This is a genomic window from Ruegeria sp. BHSC026, from assembly GCF_059613065.1.
On record NZ_JBXWRV010000009.1, the window covers coordinates 104,376 to 125,372 of the forward strand.

The 20,997-nt window shown below is 61.5% G+C and carries 21 protein-coding genes and 3 tRNA genes; 9 read left to right on the forward strand and 15 right to left on the reverse strand.

Annotated features, from left to right (window positions below; genetic code table 11):
* Positions 1 to 176 precede the first annotated feature (176 nt).
* The 4 genes from rplT to AC2FME_RS12795 all read right to left on the reverse strand — a co-directional run bounded on the left by rplT (position 177) and on the right by AC2FME_RS12795 (position 2,944).
* Positions 177 to 542, reverse strand: coding sequence for a 50S ribosomal protein L20 (rplT, locus tag AC2FME_RS12780; RefSeq protein WP_093965154.1), 366 nt, complete (start codon positions 540 to 542; stop codon positions 177 to 179).
* 14 nt (positions 543 to 556) lie between these two features.
* Positions 557 to 757 carry a 50S ribosomal protein L35 gene (rpmI, locus tag AC2FME_RS12785; protein ID WP_039523697.1) on the reverse strand — a complete coding sequence of 67 codons (201 nt, stop codon included), beginning with the start codon at positions 755 to 757 and terminating at the stop codon, positions 557 to 559.
* Positions 758 to 938: 181 nt separating this feature from the next.
* A complete protein-coding gene (locus AC2FME_RS12790; protein WP_496800603.1) occupies positions 939 to 2,492 on the reverse strand; it encodes an alanine/glycine:cation symporter family protein in 1,554 nt (517 codons plus the stop codon).
* Between the two features lie 14 nt (positions 2,493 to 2,506).
* Complete coding sequence (locus AC2FME_RS12795) at positions 2,507 to 2,944, reverse strand: universal stress protein (protein WP_496800604.1); 438 nt, start codon at positions 2,942 to 2,944, stop codon at positions 2,507 to 2,509.
* A gap of 189 nt (positions 2,945 to 3,133) precedes the next feature.
* Between AC2FME_RS12795 and AC2FME_RS12800 the strand changes: the two genes are divergently transcribed.
* Complete coding sequence (locus AC2FME_RS12800; protein WP_496800605.1) at positions 3,134 to 3,607, forward strand: Lrp/AsnC family transcriptional regulator; 474 nt, start codon at positions 3,134 to 3,136, stop codon at positions 3,605 to 3,607.
* 7 nt (positions 3,608 to 3,614) lie between these two features.
* On the opposite strand, the gene pyk is transcribed toward AC2FME_RS12800, so the two are convergent.
* Positions 3,615 to 5,060: a pyruvate kinase gene (gene pyk / locus AC2FME_RS12805; RefSeq protein ID WP_496800606.1), complete on the reverse strand. Its 1,446-nt coding sequence runs from the start codon at positions 5,058 to 5,060 to the stop codon at positions 3,615 to 3,617.
* Between the two features lie 117 nt (positions 5,061 to 5,177).
* Here pyk and AC2FME_RS12810 point away from each other — a divergent pair, with 117 nt between their 5' ends.
* The 3 genes from AC2FME_RS12810 to AC2FME_RS12820 all read left to right on the forward strand — a co-directional run bounded on the left by AC2FME_RS12810 (position 5,178) and on the right by AC2FME_RS12820 (position 6,628).
* Positions 5,178 to 5,915, forward strand: coding sequence for an N-formylglutamate amidohydrolase (locus tag AC2FME_RS12810; protein ID WP_490361237.1), 738 nt, complete (start codon positions 5,178 to 5,180; stop codon positions 5,913 to 5,915).
* A gap of 87 nt (positions 5,916 to 6,002) precedes the next feature.
* Positions 6,003 to 6,242 carry a DUF6868 family protein gene (locus AC2FME_RS12815; protein WP_496679444.1) on the forward strand — a complete coding sequence of 80 codons (240 nt, stop codon included), beginning with the start codon at positions 6,003 to 6,005 and terminating at the stop codon, positions 6,240 to 6,242.
* 71 nt (positions 6,243 to 6,313) lie between these two features.
* A complete protein-coding gene (locus AC2FME_RS12820) occupies positions 6,314 to 6,628 on the forward strand; it encodes a DUF1244 domain-containing protein (protein WP_496679446.1) in 315 nt (104 codons plus the stop codon).
* Between the two features lie 43 nt (positions 6,629 to 6,671).
* On the opposite strand, the gene AC2FME_RS12825 is transcribed toward AC2FME_RS12820, so the two are convergent.
* The 3 genes from AC2FME_RS12825 to dgcN form a co-directional block, all read right to left on the reverse strand.
* A complete protein-coding gene (locus tag AC2FME_RS12825; protein WP_496679448.1) occupies positions 6,672 to 7,532 on the reverse strand; it encodes a D-amino-acid transaminase in 861 nt (286 codons plus the stop codon).
* A gap of 49 nt (positions 7,533 to 7,581) precedes the next feature.
* On the reverse strand, positions 7,582 to 8,547 hold the full coding sequence (dgcA, locus tag AC2FME_RS12830) for an N-acetyl-D-Glu racemase DgcA (protein WP_496800607.1): 966 nt from the start codon (positions 8,545 to 8,547) through the stop codon (positions 7,582 to 7,584).
* Positions 8,548 to 8,619: 72 nt separating this feature from the next.
* The gene (dgcN, locus tag AC2FME_RS12835) at positions 8,620 to 9,621 is read right to left on the reverse strand and encodes an N-acetyltransferase DgcN (protein ID WP_496679450.1); all 1,002 of its coding nucleotides are present in this window, start codon (positions 9,619 to 9,621) and stop codon (positions 8,620 to 8,622) included.
* Between the two features lie 293 nt (positions 9,622 to 9,914).
* On the opposite strand from dgcN, the gene AC2FME_RS12840 reads away from it, so the two are divergent.
* Positions 9,915 to 10,877, forward strand: a complete 963-nt coding sequence (locus tag AC2FME_RS12840; protein WP_170453006.1) for an L-malyl-CoA/beta-methylmalyl-CoA lyase — start codon at positions 9,915 to 9,917, stop codon at positions 10,875 to 10,877.
* 57 nt (positions 10,878 to 10,934) lie between these two features.
* Here AC2FME_RS12840 and AC2FME_RS12845 read toward each other — a convergent pair whose 3' ends face one another.
* On the reverse strand, positions 10,935 to 11,513 hold the full coding sequence (locus AC2FME_RS12845) for a PA14 domain-containing protein (protein WP_496800608.1): 579 nt from the start codon (positions 11,511 to 11,513) through the stop codon (positions 10,935 to 10,937).
* Positions 11,514 to 11,730: 217 nt separating this feature from the next.
* Here AC2FME_RS12845 and AC2FME_RS12850 point away from each other — a divergent pair, with 217 nt between their 5' ends.
* Positions 11,731 to 12,693, forward strand: coding sequence for an acetyl-CoA carboxylase carboxyltransferase subunit alpha (locus tag AC2FME_RS12850; protein ID WP_496679454.1), 963 nt, complete (start codon positions 11,731 to 11,733; stop codon positions 12,691 to 12,693).
* 4 nt (positions 12,694 to 12,697) lie between these two features.
* On the opposite strand, the gene AC2FME_RS12855 is transcribed toward AC2FME_RS12850, so the two are convergent.
* The 3 genes from AC2FME_RS12855 to AC2FME_RS12865 form a co-directional block, all read right to left on the reverse strand.
* Positions 12,698 to 13,837 (reverse strand): lytic murein transglycosylase, encoded by a 1,140-nt coding sequence (locus AC2FME_RS12855; protein ID WP_496800609.1) that lies wholly within the window; start codon positions 13,835 to 13,837, stop codon positions 12,698 to 12,700.
* 112 nt (positions 13,838 to 13,949) lie between these two features.
* Complete coding sequence (locus AC2FME_RS12860) at positions 13,950 to 14,597, reverse strand: FCD domain-containing protein (RefSeq protein WP_490361228.1); 648 nt, start codon at positions 14,595 to 14,597, stop codon at positions 13,950 to 13,952.
* A 30-nt stretch (positions 14,598 to 14,627) separates the two neighbouring features.
* On the reverse strand, positions 14,628 to 15,323 hold the full coding sequence (locus AC2FME_RS12865) for a M48 family metallopeptidase (RefSeq protein ID WP_496800610.1): 696 nt from the start codon (positions 15,321 to 15,323) through the stop codon (positions 14,628 to 14,630).
* A 100-nt stretch (positions 15,324 to 15,423) separates the two neighbouring features.
* Here AC2FME_RS12865 and AC2FME_RS12870 point away from each other — a divergent pair, with 100 nt between their 5' ends.
* Together AC2FME_RS12870 and AC2FME_RS12875 are read left to right on the forward strand one after the other, a co-directional pair.
* The gene (locus AC2FME_RS12870) at positions 15,424 to 15,747 is read left to right on the forward strand and encodes a TIGR02300 family protein (protein ID WP_496679461.1); all 324 of its coding nucleotides are present in this window, start codon (positions 15,424 to 15,426) and stop codon (positions 15,745 to 15,747) included.
* Positions 15,748 to 15,895: 148 nt separating this feature from the next.
* Positions 15,896 to 15,971 (forward strand) — tRNA-Ala (locus tag AC2FME_RS12875).
* A 200-nt stretch (positions 15,972 to 16,171) separates the two neighbouring features.
* Here the strand turns inward: AC2FME_RS12875 and AC2FME_RS12880 are convergent.
* Positions 16,172 to 17,857 carry a tryptophan halogenase family protein gene (locus AC2FME_RS12880; protein WP_496800611.1) on the reverse strand — a complete coding sequence of 562 codons (1,686 nt, stop codon included), beginning with the start codon at positions 17,855 to 17,857 and terminating at the stop codon, positions 16,172 to 16,174.
* Positions 17,858 to 18,630: 773 nt separating this feature from the next.
* Here AC2FME_RS12880 and AC2FME_RS12885 point away from each other — a divergent pair.
* A tRNA-Arg gene (locus AC2FME_RS12885) sits at positions 18,631 to 18,707 on the forward strand.
* A 283-nt stretch (positions 18,708 to 18,990) separates the two neighbouring features.
* Here the strand turns inward: AC2FME_RS12885 and AC2FME_RS12890 are convergent.
* Both AC2FME_RS12890 and AC2FME_RS12895 read right to left on the reverse strand, forming a co-directional pair.
* Complete coding sequence (locus AC2FME_RS12890) at positions 18,991 to 20,460, reverse strand: tannase/feruloyl esterase family alpha/beta hydrolase (RefSeq protein WP_496800612.1); 1,470 nt, start codon at positions 20,458 to 20,460, stop codon at positions 18,991 to 18,993.
* 427 nt (positions 20,461 to 20,887) lie between these two features.
* A tRNA-Met gene (locus AC2FME_RS12895) sits at positions 20,888 to 20,964 on the reverse strand.
* Between the last annotated feature and the right edge of the window lie 33 nt (positions 20,965 to 20,997).

Consider the following 20,997-nt stretch of genomic DNA (forward strand, 5'->3'; position numbering starts at 1 on the left):
CCTTTCAAGCGCCACGATCTGATGCGGTCACATGTGCGGCTTTATCTAATACCTGTTCCGACTTTTTCGAAATAATGCCCGGCCGTTTTTGACGCCGGCAGTCTGGCCGGTTGCGCAAACCAAAAAAGGCCGTCCCATGCGGGACGGCCTTTCTTTCACTGTCTCTCGAAAGAAGATCAGGCAGCCAGAGCGGCCTGTGCCTTGGCAACGATCGCGCCGAACGCTTCCGGTTCGTGCACGGCCAGGTCGGCCAGGACTTTGCGGTCCACTTCGATGCCGGCCAAGTTCAGGCCGTTGATGAAGCGGGAATAGGTCAGAGCTTCGTCATGCGAACGAACAGCGGCGTTGATGCGCTGGATCCACAGAGCGCGGAAGTTGCGCTTGCGGTTCTTGCGGTCGCGGGTTGCGTACTGGTTGGCCTTGTCGACGGCCTGACGGGCAACCTTGAAGGTGTTCTTGCGGCGGCCATAGTAGCCTTTGGCGGCCTTGATGACCTTCTTGTGACGGGCGTGAGTTACGGTTCCACCTTTAACGCGGGACATATCGGTATCTCCTCTTAGCGGTCGTAGGGCATGTAGCCCTTGACGATCTTGGCGTCGGGGGCGGACAGGGTGGTGGTGCCACGGGCGTCGCGGATGAACTTCTTGGTCCGCTTGATCATGCCGTGCCGCTTGCCGGCCTGAGCCGACATGACCTTACCGGTCGCGGTCACCTTGAAGCGCTTCTTGGCGCTCGATTTGGTCTTCATCTTGGGCATTTCCGTCTCCTTTCAGGGTTCGGTCCGAAACGCGACTCGGCATGCCACATCGGCCGGTCGCGCGATCAGATGCGCCGTTTACGCAAGTTCGGTCATGCTGGCAAGGGGTTTTTGACCCGGTTTTTCCCTTTTCGCACCGGTGTCGGGAACCGGGGCGGCAGGGCCGCCCCGGTTGGTATCATCAGTCGGCGAACTTGCGGATTTCGCCGCTTTTCAGCCGCGCACTGTACGAGGCCAGTTCCTGGCGCACCACTTTCATCAGGAAGTAGAGTGCAAAGACGTTAACCACGGCCATTGCAAAGATCGCCGCATCCGAGAAATCGATGACCGGCGTCAGGTTGGCCGCCGCCCCGATCACTACGAAGATGCAGAAGATGATCTTGAACACCAGTTCCTTGGTGTGGCCTTCGCCGAACAGATAGGTCCAGGCCTTGAGGCCATAGTAGGACCAGCTGATCATGGTCGAGAAGGCGAACAGGATCACCGCGACGGCCAGGATGTAGGGGAACCAGCTGAAGGCGCTGCCGAAGGCGGCCGAGGTCAGGCTGACGCCCGCGTTTCCATCCACGGTTGCGATCGCCGTGCCCTCTTCGTTCAGCATGTACAGGCCGGTTGCCGGATCGATCACCAGCTGCTGGGTGATGATGATCACCAGCGCGGTCATGGTACAGATCACCACCGTGTCGATGAACGGCTCGAGCAGCGAGACGAAGCCTTCGGTGATCGGCTCCTTGGTGCGGACGGCCGAGTGCGCGATGGCCGCCGAACCCACTCCTGCCTCGTTCGAGAAGGCAGCGCGTTTGAAGCCTTGGATCAGGGCGCCGACCATGCCGCCGGCCACGCCCAGACCGGTGAAGGCACCGGCGAAGATCTGACCGAAGGCCCAGCCGATCTTGTCGGCATTCATGCCAATGATGACCAGCGCGGTCACAACATACAGGATGCCCATGAACGGCACGACCTTCTCGGTCACGCGAGCGATCGACTTCAGGCCGCCCACGATGACCATGAAGACAACGGTCGCAAAGACCAGGCCGGTGATCCAGCCGGGATAGTCGCCGACGATACCCGCGATCTGCTGGTGCGCCTGGTTGGCCTGGAACATGTTGCCCCCGCCCAGCGCGCCAAGGATACAGAAGATCGAGAACAGGACCGCCAGGATCTTGCCCCCGGGCAGCCCCAGCTCGGCAAAGCCCTTGGACATGTAGTACATCGGGCCGCCCGAAACGGTGCCGTCCTCGTACTCGTTGCGGTACTTCACGCCCAGCGTACATTCGGTGAATTTCGACGCCATGCCCAGAAGGCCGGCGAGGATCATCCAGAAGGTCGCTCCGGGTCCGCCGATGCCGATCGCCACCGCGACGCCCGCGATGTTGCCCAAGCCGACCGTACCCGACAGCGCCGTTGCCAGCGCCTGGAAGTGACTGACCTCGCCCGCATCGTTGGGGTCGGAATAGTCACCTTTGACAAGGCTGATCGCATGGCCGAAGAACCGCATCTGCACAAAGGCGAAGTACAGCGTGAACACCGTTGCGGCCACGACCAGCCACAGCACGATCCACGGGAAGCTCGTGCCCGGAAGCGGCGCGAAGATGAAGCTGACGAAGGGGCCCGTCAGATTTGAGAAGGTCTGGTTGATCTTTTCGTCCAGACCGGGGGCCTCCTGCGCAAGTGCGGGGTTGGCCAGCAGGGCCGCGGCCGCACCGGACAGGCCCAGAGTTTTGATCAATTTCATGTCTGCTCCTCCCCTCAGTTTACGACCGTGACCGGGACGTCGGCATGCATGACCAGATTCTGGGTCGAGCTGCCGAAGATGCGTTTCTTGAACCCGTCGGCGGATGACCGGCCGACAACGATCTGCGATGCGCCGTTCTTGACGGTGATCGCGTTCAGCGTTTCGGCCACGTCACCATGCCGGACGATGCCGCGTGCGTTGAAGCCTTCGGCCTTCAGCGCTGCCACTGCGGGTTCGACCACGCGGCTGTTGGCAAGGGCGATTTCTTCCTCGCGCCGCTTGTGCCGCAGGGCGTTTTCCTCGGGCGTCTGGAATGTGTAGGGCGACCATTCGATGACATAGGCGACAATCAACTCGCACTCGTCGATCCGCTTTGCCAGGGTCTTGGCAAATTCGAGAGCACGTTCGCCGGTCTCTGTCCCGTCCAGTCCTATGACAATTTTCGTTGTCATCTCGTTCCTCCGTTTTTTGTTGATTTGGCCGAGGCCCGTGCCCCCGGCAGGGCAGCCGGAACCTGGAACTCGTCGTCGAGACTGCCCTGTGGTCAAGTATCAGGAATAATCACTAGGGAAAGGGGATGATTTTGGTCTAATCTCAGGAAAAAATGCCGCTCCACCTAAAAATTGCAGGGAATTTGACTGATGGATAGGGATTTGGACAAGATCGACCAACGAATATTGGCCGAGCTGGAGGCCAATGGCCGCCTGCCCATAGTCGAACTGGCAGCGCGTGTAAACCTGACCAACACGCCCTGTTCTGAACGGGTGAAACGGCTTGAGAAAAACGGCTATATCACTGGCTACAGCGCGGTGATCGACAAAGAGAGGCTGGGGCTGGCGCACCTGACAGTGGTTCAGGTGTCACTGGCCGCCACGGCCGATCACTCTCTGGACCGGTTCAACGACGCGGTACGCCGGGTGCCCGAGATCGAGACCTGCCTGATGGTGGCGGGCTCATTCGACTATCTTCTGACGGTGCGTACACGCGACATCGCCCATTTCCGCATGGTGCTGGGCGACAAGATCAACAAGTTGCCGGGAATTCACCAGACAAGTTCCTTCACGGTCATGGAGACCGTGAAGGAACCCGTCGGATCAAAAACAAGTACCGCCTAAAGGCGCATCATTCCGGGTCGGTGGCGTAGATCAGGCGTTCGTCACAGGGCGCGACGCGCAGGATGTTGGTCGAGCCGGGCACGTTGAACGGCACGCCGGCGGTCACGACGATCTGGTCGGACTGGCTGGCAAAGCCGCTGGCGCGCGCCGCGCGGGCGGCATTGACCACCGCCCCCTTGAAGCGTTCCAGTTCCGGCGTCATCACGCAGTGACACCCCCAGGACAGGCACAGCCGCCGCGCCGTGCCCCGCAGCGAGGTCATGGCGATGATCGGCACATGCGGTCGTTCGCGGGCGGTCAGCAGGGCGGTAGTGCCGCTTTGGGTAAAGCAGCAGATCGCCTTGATGTCGGTCTTCTCGGCGATCTCACGCGCTGCGGCGACGATGCCATCGGCCACGGTCGTGCCCTTGGTGGCGCGCGAGGCGGCGATGATCTCGGCATAGGTCGGGTCGGCTTCGACCTCGATGGCGACCTGGTTCATGGTCTTGACCGCCTCGATCGGATAGGCGCCCGCGGCGGATTCGGCACTTAGCATGATGGCGTCGGCGCCCTCATAGATCGCGGTCGCCACGTCGGAGACTTCGGCGCGCGTGGGCATCGGGCTTTCGATCATGCTTTCCAGCATCTGCGTCGCCACGATCACCGGCTTGGCCGCCGCACGGCAGCGGCGCACCAGGCGCTTCTGGATCGGCGGCACGGCCGAGACCGGCAGTTCGACCCCCAGATCGCCGCGCGCCACCATGATCCCGTCCGAGGCATCCAGGATTTCCTCAAAGGCCTCGACCGCGGCCGGCTTTTCGATCTTGGACAGGATGGCGGCGCGTCCATCGGCAAGGGTGCGGGCCTCGAACACGTCCTTGGCACGCTGCACGAAGCTGAGCGCCAGCCAGTCGACGCCAAGTTGGCAGACGAATTCCAGATCATCCCGGTCCTTTTCCGACAGGGCCGCCAGCGGCAGCACCACGTCGGGCACGTTCACGCCTTTGCGGTTCGAGATCGTGCCGCCGATCTCGACCTTGCAGTCGGCAAAATCGGCGCCGCATTTATCGACGATCAGGCGGATCTTGCCGTCATTGACCAGCAGATGCGCGCCGGGCTCGAGCGCCTGGAAGATCTCGGGATGCGGTAGGCAGACGCGGGTGGCGTCCCCCGGCGCATCATCCAGATCAAGGCGGAACGGCGCACCTTCGACCAATTCCTCGGCGCCATTGGCAAAGACGCCCACGCGCAGCTTGGGTCCCTGCAGGTCGGCCAGAATGGCGATCGGGCGGTCCACGTCCTTTTCCACCTGCCGGATGATCCGGTGGCGTTCGCGAATCTCGTCATGGCTGCCATGGCTCATGTTCAGGCGGAACACGTCGGCGCCGGCCTCGTGCAGCGCGCGGATCGTATCATAGTCGTTGGACGCCGGGCCCAGCGTCGCCACGATTTTCACATTTCTCAGGCGTCGCATCGCGCTTGCTCTCCTTGATGGCCAAATGTTACCGCAAACAGTGTTCGGGTCGCTTATTGCGCAATTCCCTTTCCGAGGCAACTGCCCTACACCTGCGACAAACAAGATGACAGGCTCATGACATACACTCCGTTTTACGTGCACGGGGCGGATCGCCCGTCCCGCTGGCTGATCACGTGCGACCACGCCACCAACACCGTACCACCGCAGATCAACGGCGGCGACCTCGGCCTTCCGCGTGAGGACATGGAGCGCCACATCGCCTATGACGTGGGCGCCTACGAGGTGTCGAAACATCTGGGCGAGATCCTGAACGCGCCGGTGATCGCGGCCAATTTCTCGCGGCTGGTGATCGACCCGAACCGGGGCGAGGACGACCCGACCCTGTTGATGAAGCTGTATGACGGGTCGATCATTCCGGCCAACCGTCATGCCGACGCCGCCGAGCGCGAACGGCGCCTGAACCTGTGCTATCGTCCTTATCACGAGGCGCTGGCCAAGATGGCCGCCCTGCCCCACGCCGTGATCGTCTCGATGCATTCCTTCACGCGCCAGTTGCGGGGCCGCCCGCCGCGCCCGTGGCATGTCGGCATCCTGCACACCGCGGACGAGCGGTTCTCGGCCCCGCTGATCGACCGGCTGCGGGCCGAGGGGGATCTGTGCGTCGGCGTCAACGAACCCTATACCGGCGTACTGCCGGGGGATGCGATCGACCGGCACGCCACCGCCTTTGGCCGCCCCAACGCGCTGATCGAGCTGCGCAACGACCTGATCGCCGATCATGCCGGGCAACGCGCCTGGGCCGAGCGGCTGGCACCGATCCTGCAGGACGCGCTGGCCGCAAGCGGTCTGTAACGCTCGTAAAATCCGCGACCAAACGACGCCCGCTCTCTTGAGCGGCGCGCGGGCAATCCCCATTTTTTGGGGTGAAAGGAGGCCGTCATGACACCTGAAACCCTGACAGCCTTTTTCGGCTGGATGACCGTTCTGAACTTTGCGGTCCTGCTGCTGTCGACCCTGATGGTGGTGGCCCTACAGGACCGCATTGCCGCCATTCACAGCCGCATGTTCCAGATGGACAAGGCCGAGGTCAGAAAGGCCTATTTCAAGTATCTTGCGAACTACAAGATCCTGACCCTGATCTTCTGCCTGATGCCCTGGATTGCCCTCAAGCTGGTCTGAACCGGCGCGCGTTGTGCAATGGTCACGGGCTTGCTAGGTCTGGATCAAATCCCTCAAACCGGAGCCCGACCATGGACCCCAAGACCGAGATCGAACTGCAGGCCGCCGCTTTCCGCCGCCTGCAAAAACACCTGATGCAGGACCGCACCGACGTTCAGAACATCGACATGATGAACCTGGCCGGGTTCTGCCGAAACTGCCTGGCGCGGTGGTATCAGGAGGCCGCCAATGAAAAAGGCATCGAAATGGGCAAGGACGAAGCCCGCAAGATTTTCTATGGCATGACCATGGATGAGTGGAAATCCAAATACCAGACCGAGGCCAGCCCCGAAAAACAGGCCGCCTTCAAGGTCGCGTTCGAGGAAAACGTCGGCAAAAAAGACTGACGCCAAAACAAAAAAGGCCCGCCAGATCGGCGGGCCTTGGTATTCAGATCGCTGCTTTGCGGCTTTCGTCCAGATAAATCTCGCGCAGCCGCGTGGCGATCGGGCCGGGTGTACCGTCGCCCAGCGCTACGCCGTCGATCTCGACCACAGGCATTACGAAAGCGCTGGCCGAAGTGGTAAAAGCCTCGTCGGCCTCTTTTGCTTCGTCGATGGTGAACAGGCGCTCCTCGACTTCCATCTGCGCCTCGGCCGCCATGCGCAACACCGCCTTGCGGGTAATCCCGTGCAGGATGTCGTTCGACAGCGGGCGGGTGACGATCTTGCCGTTCTTGACGATATAGGCGTTGTTGCTGGTGCCTTCGGTGACATACCCGTCTTCGATCATCCAGGCATCGTCACACCCAGCGGCCTTGGCCATCATCTTGCCCATAGACGGGTACAACAGTTGCACCGTTTTAATGTCGCGGCGGCCCCAGCGGATATCCTCGATCGAGATGATCTTGGCCCCTTTCCTGGCCGCGGGGTTGTCAGCCAGACCGGGCTTGTTCTGAGTGAACAGCACCAGCGTCGGCTTGGTATCGGCCGAGGGGAAGACGAAATCGCGGTCGCCGTCGCTGCCTCGGGTGACCTGCAGATAGACCAGCCCCTCGTTGATGCCGTTCAGCTCGACCAGCTTGCGATGGATTTCGAGCAGTTCGTCCTTGCTGCAGGGTTCGGCCATCTGCAATTCGTCCAGCGACCGCTTCAGGCGCACCGCGTGACCCTCGAAATCGATCAGCTTGCCATCCAGCACGCTGGTCACCTCATAGACGGCATCCGCCATCAGAAAGCCTCGGTCGAAGATCGAGACCTTGGCTTCGGTCTCGGGCAGGTATTCGCCGTTCACGTAAACGGTGCGGGTCATGTCATATCCTTCTCGTCCTTGGGCTGCGCCCATTCCTCGCCACAGCGCGTCACCCCCAGAGCGCCGCCTGCGGCGGGTGTACGCCGGCCTCGTCGAAAACCAGCGGAGTATCGCGGTCTTCGGCCAACAGAAGCGGGCCGTCAAGGTCCGTCACCAGCGCTCCCTGCGCCAGCAGTGTCGCAGGCGCCATCGCCAGAGAGCTGCCGACCATGCAGCCCACCATGATGCCATAACCCTCGGCCTGCGCCGCGCGGCGCAGTTCCAGCGCCTCGGTCAGACCGCCGGTCTTGTCCAGCTTGATGTTGATCACGTCATATTTGCCCTTCAACCCGGGCAGGCTGGCGCGATCGTGGCAGCTCTCGTCGGCGCAGACCGGAACCGGGCGCTCCAGCCCGATCAGCGCCTCGTCATCGCCGGCGGGCAGCGGCTGTTCGACCAGCGCGACGCCCAAACGCACCAGATGCGGCGCCAGATCGGCATAGACCTCGGCCGACCAGCCCTCGTTGGCATCCACGATGATCCGGGCATCAGGCGCCCCGGCTCGCACGGCCTCGAGCCGCGGCATGTCGTCGGGCGTGCCCAGCTTGATCTTCAACAGCGGACGATGCGCATTCTTCGCCGCCTGCGCCCGCATCGCGTCGGGCGTGTCCAGCGAAAGAGTATAGGCGGTGATCTCGGGCTTGGGCGCGGGCAGGCCGGCCAGTTCCCAAGCGCGCTTGCCCGCCCGCTTGGCATCAAGGTCCCACAGAGCGCAATCGACCGCATTGCGCGCGGCACCGGCGGGCAGCAGGTCCATCAGCGACTGGCGCGTGAACGTGTCGGGCAAACCGCGGATCTCGGCCTGGACCGACTCCAGCGTTTCGTCATACCGGGCATAAGGCACACATTCGCCCCAGCCTTGATGCGCCCCATCCGTCAGGCGCACCGTCAATACCTTTGCCTCGGTCCGCGACCCGCGCGAGATGGTGAACACCTGCGCCAACTGGAACACATCACGAGAGACGTCGATCTGCACGCGCCCACTCCTTTGTCATTGCAGTTTCCAGCGCCGGAGGCGGGTACGCCCGCCATCGGCGCCCCGGTTGGATCACATCGCGGCCAGCGCGTCCACCAGCTTGCCCGCGCCGAACCGGTACGGATCCGTAGCCGGCAGGCCCATCTCGGCCTCGACCTTGGCGATGTAGGCTTTCGCGTCCTCCTCGCTTAGGTGCTGTGTGTTGATCGACACACCCGCGACCTGGCAGGCAGGGTTGGCGACGCGCGCCAAAGGCAGGGCCGTATCGCGCAGCTGCTCCAGCGTCGGCAGGGAATATTCCGGCAGACCGCGCATGTGGGTGCGGGTCGGCTCGTGGCACAGAACCAGAGCATCCGGCTGACCGCCATGGATCAGCGCCATGGTCACGCCGGAATACGAGACATGGAACAGCGACCCCTGCCCCTCGATGTGATCCCAGTGATCGGGATCGTTCTCGGGTGTCAGGTATTCGACGGAACCGGCCATGAAATCGGCCACCACGGCGTCAAGCGGAACGCCCTGCCCGGTGATCAGAATGCCGGTCTGGCCGGTGGCGCGGAAGGTCGATTTCATGCCGCGCTTGCGCATCTCGGCATCCATCGACATGGCCGTGTACATCTTGCCCACCGAACAATCAGTGCCCACCGCCAGACAGCGCTTGCCGTTGCGTTTGCGCCCGTTGGCAATCGGATAGCCCACGGTAGGGACGCGAACGTCATGCAGGGTGCAGCCATGAGTCTGGGCCGCGGCCACCAGATCGCCTTCGTCGCGCAGCAGGTTGTGCAGGCCAGAAGCCAGGTCATAGCCCATTTCCAGCGCGGCGATCAGGACCTCTTTCCAGGCCTGGCTGATGACGCCACCGCGGTTCGCGACACCTATCACCAACGTCTTGGCGCCGGCGGCCTTACCTTCGGCCAAGGTCATGTCGGTCAGGCCCAGATCGGCCTTGCAGCCCTCCATCCGCAGCTGACCCACGGCGTTTTCCGGGCGCCAGTCCCGAATGCCGATCGCGACCTTGGCGGCCAATTGGTCGGGGGCATCGCCCAAAAACAGCAGGTACGGTGTCTCGATCATCGCGCGCTCTCCTTTTCTTCCGCCCCAACCTATTGAAGGCCGTCAACGAGCGTATCTCATTTTCCTCCGACCTGCCGCACATCGAACGGAGAATTTTGCAAGATTCCCCCGAATAGCGCAAAAAGCTTCGAAATTTTCAAAATGATGAAACTTTGACCGCCGCGCTCCGGGGGCTACGCACAGCTTTCTGCAACAGCATTGCCGCAACTGCACAATCAGGCTTGCGTAGGGTCGCGCAATTTAATACCCAATTGCCAACTGAAATCGTAATTTCATTACCCAGCGAGGTGCCGATGAGCTTTCGTATCCAACCCGCCGCCCCGGCGCGACCAAACCGCTGTCAGCTGTTCGGCCCCGGATCCAACACCAAGCTGTTCCCCAAGATGGCCGCCTCGGCTGCGGACGTGATCAACCTCGACCTAGAAGATTCGGTGGCCCCGTCCGACAAGGACACCGCCCGCGCCAACGTGATCGAGGCGCTGAACACCGTGGATTGGGGCAACAAGTACATGTCGGTGCGCATCAACGGGCTGGACACGCCCTATTGGTACCGCGACGTGGTGGACCTGCTGGAACAGGCCAGCGACCGGCTGGATCAGATCATGATCCCCAAAGTCGGCTGCGCCGAGGATGTCTATGCGGTTGACGCCTTGGTCACTGCGATTGAACGCGCAAAGGGCCGCACCAAGCCGATCAGCTTTGAAGTCATCATCGAATCCGCCGCCGGCATCGCCCATGTCGAGGAAATCGCGGCCTCCTCACCACGCCTGCAGGCCATGAGCCTGGGCGCGGCCGATTTCGCCGCCTCGATGGGGATGCAGACCACGGGAATCGGCGGCACGCAGGAAAACTACTACATGCTGCGCGAGGGCCAGAAATACTGGTCGGACCCGTGGCATTGGGCACAGGCTGCCATCGTGGCCGCCTGCCGCACCCATGGGGTGCTGCCGGTCGACGGGCCGTTCGGCGACTTCTCGGACGACGAAGGCTATATCGCGCAGGCGCGCCGTTCGGCGACGCTGGGCATGGTCGGCAAATGGGCGATCCACCCCAAGCAGATCGCGCTGGCCAATCAGGTCTTCACCCCGTCGGACGAGGCGGTGGCCGAAGCGCGCGAGATCCTGGCCGCGATGGAGCAAGCCAAGGCCAATGGCGAGGGCGCCACGGTCTACAAGGGGCGGCTGGTGGACATCGCTTCGATCAAGCAGGCCGAGGTGATCGTGGCGCAGGCCGAGCTGATCGCTGCAAACGGCTGATGGGGGCTTCAAAAAAAGGCGCTCGTTTCGAGCGCCTTTTCCTGACTTCGGTTGGCCTCAGCGGCCGAACACGTTGTTTGGGGTCCAGGTAAATTTCTCACCCTGCTTGCCGGATTTCATCATCAGGCAGGACGTTCCCAGCTTCTGGAAATAGATGATCTTCAGAGGGTACCAGCCCGCCTTTGGAACTTCGACCTCGGTGCGCTGATTGGCTTCACACCCCTGGATCCCAGTGACCCGGCCAATCTGCTGGCCACCGACATAGGCCTCGATCCCGTCATTGGACCATGTTTCAAGCTCGTAAATGCCAGGAGAGTCAAAGCGCATGTACCCGGTGATTTCAGCGGCAACGTTGTATGGGTCCGTGAATGTCAGAACAGGCTCGCCCTTGTTGGTGTCTGCATAGTCCAGCCCACGCAACGGCTTTCCGGGTTTGGCTTGGGGCAACAGACTTTTTGCCTGGCTCAGATCGCGAATCTTCCTTTGCGTGCCACGCCCAACATATTTCACATCCAATCCGGACTTCAGTCCCGAAGGTTGCGGATTGGCGGGCTGCAGCTTCAGCGGCGCGGCGTAGGACGCGCCTGCCACAAGTGCAACGACCGCGGCAGCCACCCCCTTGCAAAAAACGTTCATGGTCATCTCCCTGATCTGCGCCGCTTGAACCAGGCCCAGCTTGATTGCGGCGATCTGCCTTGCGCCCAGACTACGGCGGGCCGGACTTTGCTGCAAGGCGCTGCGCCCATCCACCTGGCGATGGTTGCGTGAATTTGCCGCCCGCGCGGGACAAGCCGAGTTGCATCCGGGGCGACCTCGGGTCATATAGCGTGGAACTTTCGCGTTGAGAGGCGTCATGACCCAGTATCTGGATTTCGAAAAACCGCTGGCCGAGATCGAAGGCAAGGCCGAAGAGCTGCGCGCCCTGGCCCGCGCCAACGAAGAGATGGACGTGACCGAGGAAGCCGCTGCGCTGGACGCCAAGGCGGCCAAGCTGCTGGACGAGCTGTACCGGGACCTGACCCCCTGGCGGAAATGCCAGGTGGCCCGTCACCCCGAACGCCCCCATTGCAAGGACTATGTCGAGGCCCTGTTCACCGAGTTCACGCCCTTGGCCGGCGACCGCAACTTTGCCGACGACCTGGCGGTGATCGGCGGGCTGGCGCGGTTCAACGACCGGCCGGTGATGGTGATCGGACACGAGAAGGGCTCGGACACCAAATCGCGGATCGAGCGCAATTTCGGCATGGCCCGCCCCGAAGGCTATCGCAAGGCGGTGCGCCTGATGGACCTGGCCAACCGGTTCGGCCTGCCGGTGATCACGCTGGTGGATACGGCCGGCGCCTATCCCGGCAAGGGCGCAGAAGAGCGCGGCCAGTCCGAGGCGATTGCCAGGTCAACCGAGATGTGCCTGAAGATCGGCGTACCGCTGGTGTCGGTGATCATCGGCGAAGGGGGCTCGGGCGGTGCGGTGGCCTTTGCCACGGCCAACCGAGTCGCGATGCTGGAACACTCGATCTATTCAGTGATCTCGCCCGAGGGCTGCGCGTCGATCCTGTGGAAAGACGCCGAGAAGATGCGTGAAGCCGCCGAGGCGCTGCGCCTGACCGCGCAGGACCTGCACAAGCTGGGCGTCTGCGACCGGATCATCCCCGAACCCAAGGGCGGCGCACATCGCGATCGTCCGGCCACGATCAAGGCGGTGGGCAAGGCAATTGCCGACATGCTGAAAGAGCTGGACGGCAAGGATGCCGCCGTGCTGATCAAGGACCGGCGTCAGAAATTCCTGGATCTGGGCTCCAAGGGGCTGGCAGCCTGAGCCGTCAGCCGCCCAAGGACTGCAACAGGCTGACCGAGGGTTCACCCGTCACCGGCAGGCCGCTGGCGCGCTGATAGGCGCTGATGGCGGCCTTGGTGTTGTTCCCGATCACCCCGTCCGCGCCCTGCGTATCATAGCCCGCGGCCGTCAAACGGCGCTGCAGCGTCTTGCGGTCCTCGAGCGTCAGACCATTTTCATCCGGCCCGAACGATGCCCGGAACGGCGGGCCGCCCGCGATCCGATCGGCCAGATGCCCCACCCCGATCGCATAGCTGTCGGAATTGTTGTAACGCTTGATCACCTGAAAATTGCGGAACACGGCGATGCGCGGCCCCGGTTTCTGCGGCTGCAGAATAGCGACAGGCGTACCAGAACTGGCGGCCGGTGATCCGACCTCGCCCCCCCAAGGCTGGCCTCGCACCCAGCCCGCGCGCGACAGGTAGGCCGCCGTCGAGGCCAGCGAATCCGTCGGGTCGTCGGACCAGATGTCTCGCCGCCCGTCACCTGTGAAATCGACCGCATAGGCCAGGTACGAGGTTGGGATGAACTGCGTATGCCCCATGGCGCCCGCCCAGCTGCCGGCCATCGTGTCGGGCGTCGTGTCACCGTTCTGCAGGATCTTCAGCGCCGCGATCAGCTGCTTTTCAAAGAACGCACCCCGCCGGCCGTCATAGGCCAGCGTCGACAGGGCCGAGACCACCGGCACGTCACCGCGCCGCTCGCCATACCGGCTTTCCAGCCCCCAGATGGCCACGACGATTTCCTTGTCCACGCCATAGCGCGATTCGATCTGGGTCAGCGTGCCATTGTGACGCTGCAGCATCTGGCGGCCCTTGCTGATTCGCTCGTCCGAAGCGGCGATGGCCAGATAGTCCTCGAGCGAGCGCTTGAACTCGACCTGATTGCGGTCGCGCTCGATCACGTCGGGCAGATACCCCGCGCCTCGGAATGCCCGGTCGATGGTCGCCTGCGAGATCCCCTGACCGGCCGCGCGGGCCTTGAAACCGGCAACCCAAGCGTCCCAGCCGGCATTTGGCACCGGCTGCATCCGCGTGACCGTGGCGTGGGTCTGCGTCGTCCCGCCCGCGCAGGCCGTCAGCAGGCCGAAGCCCAGCCCCAGTGCAAACATCCGTCGATCGATCATGGCTGGCATCTGCTCTTGTTCGTTGTTGCCGCCAGCCTAGCGCAACCGCCCTTCCGACGCCAGCTTGGCGCCGTGCGGCCAGCCAGATTTGCGCCTCTGCGCAGGTCTTTGCTCAGCTGACCAGCAGACGCAGACCCTGAGTGACGTCCGAGCGTACCGCCAGCCGCAGGCCAGGCTCGTCCCCGGCCTTGAGCGCGGCGATGATCAGCTTGTGATAATGCGGCGGTTCGGTTCGGCGCAAGCGGCCATAAAGCGCCCGCATGGTCGGCCCCAGCTGCAGCCAGACGGTTTCCGCCATGGCCAGCATCGCCGGCGCTTGTGCGCGCAAGTACAGCGTGCGGTGGAATTCGAGATTGGCGCGGATATAGCCCACCGCATCACGCTTGGTCACCATTTCTGCGACCGACATGTTGATGCTCTGCAGCCGGTCAATCAGGGCCATGTGGGCCCGCGGCAGGGCGCGGCTGGCCAGTTCGACCTCGAGCAGCGCCCGCAGGGCGGCCAGCTCCTCGATCCGGTCGTTGCTGAGCTCGGGCGTCGACACCCGCCCCGAACTGGACAGAAACAACGCTCCCTCGGCCACTAGCCGGCGCACCGCCTCGCGCGCGGGGGTCATAGAAACATCGAATTCCTTGCCGATGCCGCGCAGGGTCAGGGCCTGCCCCGGCGCGATTTCGCCGTGCATGATGCGCGACCGCAAGGCGCGATAGACCTGGTCATGGGTGGCGGATTGCGAGTCGGGGTTTCGGGCGGTCTGCATGGCTCCATGTGATCACAAATCCCGACGGGGTCAACCGGAGCCTGCCTCGAACCGGTACCGGTGCAGCTCGGCCCCATTGTCGCGCAGCCAGCGCCGCGGTGCTTGATATGGGCCGAACAGACGCTCGACCTGCGTCCAGAACGCCGGCGAATGGTTCATCTCGGCCAGATGGGCCACCTCGTGCGCGGCGACATAGTGCAGAACCTCGGGCGGGGCCAGAATCAGCCGCCAGGAAAACATCAAGCCACCCGCCGAACTGCACGACCCCCAACGCGAGCGCGTATCGCGCAGGGTGAGGCTGGAATAAGCCCGGCCCAGCATCGCGGCATAGTCATCGCAGGCCCCGGTCAGGCGATCCCGCGCCAGCTCTTTCAGGAACCGGGCCAGCCGCCGGGCCTCGGCCCCCTCGGGCACGGCAATCCGGTCCGCCTTCAGGACGACGCGCCGCCTCTCCGCAGGCACGATTCGCCGGGGCACCCCCTCGACCGGCAGTGTCTGGCCGAATTGAATGACCGCCGGCTCGGGACGGGAGCGAAGATGCTGGCGGATCCAGTCTTCTTTCGTGCGAGCAAAGCCGATCGCCTCGGATTCGGGAACGCTCTGCGGGTAGGTCAGCGTAACCCGACCGTCCAATTGCGAGATTCGCAGGCTGATGCGGCGCGCGCGCGCCGATTTCCGAAGCGTCAGGGCGACAGGCGGGTGGCCGGGCAGTGAATGTCGCCCCATGGTGCATTCTCCTTGGCGCAAAGGCTTTGACAGTGCCCGCCGCATGTGGCAGGTGACCTGAATCGTTGATACGACTCACCTGATATCAAGGGGAATTGACATGCCCAAGGAAGAATGGGGCGTAAAGCGCGTTTGCCCGACCACCGGAAAGCGGTTTTACGACCTGAACAAGGACCCGATCATCAGCCCCTACACCGGCGAGATCGTTGAATTGGAAACCGGCAAGAGCCGGATGATCGCGGCGGATGCCGAAGATGCCGCATCCGTCAAGGCCCGCGAGGCCGCGTCGGATGACGACCTGGTACTGGACGATGACGACGCCGTCGATGTCGATCTGGACGACGACATCCTGGAAGACGATGACGATGACAACGTCTCGTTGGACGACATCACCGACGTCGCGTCGGAAGATGAAGATTCCTGAATTGGCGTGGGCGGCACCCGGTGCCGCCCCGCCCGGATCGGCGCATCGGATCGAACATCGACTTTTTTGACAGATTTTCGATTTTTGCTCTTGCACTCACCGACGCCGTTTCATAAACGTCCGTCCACCGCCACGGCGGTACCGGAATGGGGCCTTAGCTCAGTTGGGAGAGCGCTTGCATGGCATGCAAGAGGTCAGGGGTTCGACTCCCCTAGGCTCCACCAAATTTTTCCGCAAAACCCGCTATCCGACCGTCGCTGGCCCCTTTTGGGCTTTTGGACGCGGTTACCGAGATCGACGCCCGTTCTGACGTGACCGGCGCGTTCGGAACCGGTGTGGTGTGGCCTACTCCAAGCGGCCTGAGAACGTGACCGACGGCGACTTGCCAGCCGCCGCCCGTCAGCCAGGCACGTACCCTTGTGCCCTAGAACAGCTGAAGATCCTTTGCTCCGCTGCGGATCTCGGCGAGGTTCGGCATGTTCTGAACGACGACCGGCGCCGGAACTGTCCCAGGCATTGCCACGGTCGGTTTCGCCGCGACTGCCTTGCCGAAGGCCGGGCGATCCAGCTCTCCGCGTATATCCAGCAGCAAGGTCTTGTGGTCGGGCATCGTCTTGAGGATCTTTGCAAGATCCATCTTGGCCCCTTTCCACCATTGGAACCAGATCGGCTTTTTCAGCGGCCGCAGACGTTCGCGAATGCCGGGGCCGTATCCGGTGTCATAGACCCGCTTGCCCAGCAGAACCGTTTGATAGACACGATAGTCAAACAGGGTGGCGAATTCGATGTCGCGCTCCAGGGGCAGACGATTCTGCCACAGGTCGAGATTTTCGGCCAACCGATCCGGCACTTTCAACTGAGTGCGCGCGTCGATCCAGTACTGGTCATCCGTGCGATTGCCCAGACGATAATGCAGGCAGATGAACTCCAGAACCTCGTCATAGAGCTTGTTCATCTGCCGGTTGTACCGTGTCCTCAAAGAGGGCTCGATGGCCTTGGTCGGCAGATGTTCGGCAAACCAGCGCACCGCGTGATCGATCATGTGGATCGCGGTGCTCTCGAGCGGTTCGATGAACCCGCCCGCCAGACCGATCGCCACGCAGTTCTTGACCCAGGCGTTGCGCACGCGTCCGATCCGCATCGGGATCACGCGCGGAGTCGCGCCTTTGCCGCTGTCCCCCAACCATTCCAGGTACTCATCCGCCGCCTGATCGTCGGTCCGATGCGCCGAGGAAAACACATAGCCGGTGCCCACGCGGTTGAACAGCGGCACCCGCCATGTCCACCCGGCACCAAGGGCAGTGGCGCGCGTCAGGCTTTCGATCTTGTCCGGGTCGGGGTGTTCGATCTGCAACGCCATCGCGCGGTCGTTGGGCAGGTAATCCGAATAGTCCATGAAAGGTTCGCCAAGCGCCTGGTTGATGATCAGGCCGCGGAACCCGGTACAGTCGATGACCATTTCGATGTCATGACGGCCCTTGCGTTCGAGCATCAGGTGGCTGACATTTCCCTGCTCGTCCAGTTCGACCGACTGCACCTCGTCCTGGATGTGCTCGACGCCGCGCTTGGTGCAGACCTTGGTCAGCATCCCGGCAAATTTGACGGCATCCAGGTGATAGGCATACCCGAACCGCTGCTCGAACTCCGGCTGCCCCAGCGGCCGCGCGCCCTTGCACAGGCGACCCAGATCATCATGCGGTGCGATCGACTGGGTAAAATCCCGATCACCATTCCCGAAACGCAGGAAATATTCGGCGGCGTCCAGCCCCTCGATCATCTGGCCGTGGGCAAAGGGGTTCACATAGTCGATGCGATTGCCCTTGGCATCCTTGTTCCAGTTGCAGAACTTGACGCCCAGCTTGAAGGACGCATTGGTCTCGCGGAAGAAATCCCGCTCGGAAATGCCGGCCTGACGCAGCGTGACCGGCATCCGCGGCACAGTAGCCTCGCCAACGCCTACGGTTGCGATATTGGGGCTTTCGATCAAGCAGATACGCGGCCGGTCCTTTGGCGCCGATGTGCGTGAGAACACCATCTCAAGGATAAGCGCGGTCATCCAGCCTGCCGTGCCGCCACCAACGATGGTGATTTTGCTCAAACGGTTGTTCATGTGGTTCTGTCCCTGTTGGTTTTATTTTTGGGCGTTATAGCAGCATATCCCGCTTCCACGAAGCATCAAGGTTGGCCGCGAGCCGATGGGCGGGCCCTTGAGCAAAACGGTTCGTCTGAACAGGAAAGCCAAGTGCCTGAAGCGACGTGCCGGTCAATGACAGGGGCACCCCGAAGGATATTCAAAGGGCGCGGAATCTTTCGCCGACGAAAATCTTGGCCCGCCGGAGTTTGGGCTGTTTCCAGCTCCAGCACTCTGCAAAACCGGTCTTCACACGGACCGCGCATCTCAATGGGTGTGCTTCATCCAGCAGGATATGACAGCGAAGTGGAGCATGCCCGCTTTTGTCGACGGACCGAGGCGCGGTCGATTACCACACGCTCCACTTGCATAATTTTTGTTTCTCACTGCAGATGCGTTGACCAATCTTGGTGATGATGTACGCGCGCAGGTGTGCCTGTCTTTCGAAATCTACGCTACTCCGAACTCTGACAGTCGGCATTTTTTGCTGGAAATGCGTCGCTGAAAGCAAGGCGCTTACACCTAATGCGGGATGGTCCGCTGCGCTTACGGGGTCCGGCTCATTCTTCCTGCGATTGCCCCTTGAAACCTGGCCCTGAAAGACTCACCGGCTCCTTAGCTCAACTGGATAGAGCTACAATAGCGCCCAATTCACGTACCTGATTGATATTAAATGGCTAAAAACTGGTAATATCACCAGAAAATTACCAAGTTGACTTGTCTACTGACATTGTCAATAAAAGCTCACCTGCGCCCACGTAATTCAACTGGATAGAATATCCGACTTCTAATCGGGCTGTTGGGGGTTCGAGTCCTCCCGTGGGCGCCACTCAACTAATTCTCCTGACGTTCGACATCCAAAGTCCGTTTTTCCGACAAAAAACGGGTTTTCTGGCGTGCCCACTTCGTGGTGGTCTGGTTTGATTGTTAGTTCGTCGTGGGCCTCAACGACACCTTGGAAGCGGTTCTCAGCCAGCAGAGAGGCCAGAACATGTAAGTCTTTTGCCGCCGCGCAAGCCGGCCAAATCGGCAGCACAGCCAGCAACACGAAGACCCAAATACGAACGATAGGACCTTTCTTCATGTTCGCGTTCTCACCAAAATCACCGGGTTCAAGGCTCTGCGCAGGTAAAGCTTGCCGGATCGCGAGGATCGCCCGCACCGTCATACTGCGCCACTTTTGGATAGGCACATACGGGACGCGCGCCGGTACCGTGACCCAATGTCTCGCGCCAGACCGCCAACACGCTGTTGGGCGCAACTCCGGTTTCCACCCACTCATCGATCACGTCGAGATAATCGACCCAATCCGGGCCTATACCGCCGGAACAGTGATCCACACCCGGCATGATGAACAACCGCACGTCATCCAAGGCACTGGGGTCATTTGCCAATACTTCTTCATAATACTGGATCGTGCCATAGGCAGTTGCTGCCATGTCGTTCCACGAGTTGAAAAGCAACAACTTGCCGCCTTGGTCTCGAAATGCCGCAAGGTCGGGGTCAGTTGCATTCAACGTCTGCGCGGCCGTCTTCACATCCTCGCGGAAAGTATCCCAGTCCTGTTCGGCATAACTCCAGTCAGGGTCGTGATAGACAAGGTATTGCAAAACCCCATTGCCGAACCCGAACAAAGCGTTTGGCATTGGCGGCAATTCAAATCCGCCCGCCGTTTCTACGCCCTCCTGGAAATGGCTCAGGTCCATGCCCACGTCCAGACCGCCAGTCATCCAGTTCCCCCAGCCTGACGGGCTAAGCTCACCGCCCACAGGGAACCCCGGAAAGAGCTGACCTTGCGGGTCTTTCGGACCATCGTAAATGGCATTGGCAGCGGCGATCTGCTCTTCAGACAGACAACCGCTGTTCTGACCCTCGGCACAAGCCAATGTGGATGCATCGAAGTCGCATTGGCGCGGGTCCATGAGGATGCCATCCTCAATGCCATCCAACGCATCGCATTGGGTCAGAACGGCCTCCCCAATCAGTTGCTGATCCTCAGGCCCAATCACGGCGCGCCCGAGATCGTTGGGGTCAGGAAACATGGCTTGGCTGATCTGCACCGCACCGGCACCCAGCGCGTGGGTCCAGTTATAGGCCGGCGCGCCTGCAACGATACCGTCGAAATCGTCCGGATAGCGCTGTGACTCCATCATTCCCTGCCCGCCGCCGCGCGAACATCCAATGAAAAGGTCGCGGGCACTGGGCTTACCGTAATATTCCGCTGTCAGCGCCTTGGCCGTGACTGCCGTTCGATGCACGGCTTGGTGGCCAAAGCTTACGACTCGCTCAAGGTTGTTCAGGGCCCAGCTTGCGTCGATTGGGTGACCTTGATGGCCAGTGTCGGTACCCACCGTGGCATAACCTTTCTGCAACGCACCATAGGCCAAAGCCACGTTGACGACCGAACCGACGAAACCACCACCACCACCCATGACAAATTTTCCATTCCACATGTCCGGCAACAAAAGCTCGAAATTGGTCTCGGTCCCGATCACCCCTGCAACCTTGCAATGAGCAACCGGTTCCGGCAGTTGCTGCACCGTTAGATATTTCACATCGGGAAGTGGTGGCAGCGTATCCACGCTACACTCGGATTGAGCCCATGCTGTTTGCGATATCGGAACAGCCAAACTTGCCAAAACCATTTTTCTAAAAAAATTCACTAATCTTCCCCCGTTTTGCGCAAACGCAAAGAATTCTGCACGTTGGCAGAAATATCAAAATGATATATGTCAAAGAATTTTCCGAATCAAAGCGTGGCAGTCCATGTCCACGTAAGGCTCTTGCCAACGACTTGACCTGATCAACGAAAACTATTCGGCGCTTTTCTTGCTGAAACCACGTTTTGTTCAGGAGAGCCCCAAGAAAGTCCCTACGGGCTCCATGTCACAGAATTGCCACACACCCATTTACCGCTCCTGCTGCTTCCACAGTGCTTCCACGGGAGTTTGCGGAACGCCGAAAGCCCTGCGTGATGCGGGGTTAAGCGTTTGTTTTGCGAGGATATATTGGTTGCGGGGAGAGGATTTGAACCTCTGACCTTCAGGTTATGAGCCTGACGAGCTACCTGGCTGCTCCACCCCGCGCCATTTTTTTGGCGTTTGGCCTTCAGAGATTTT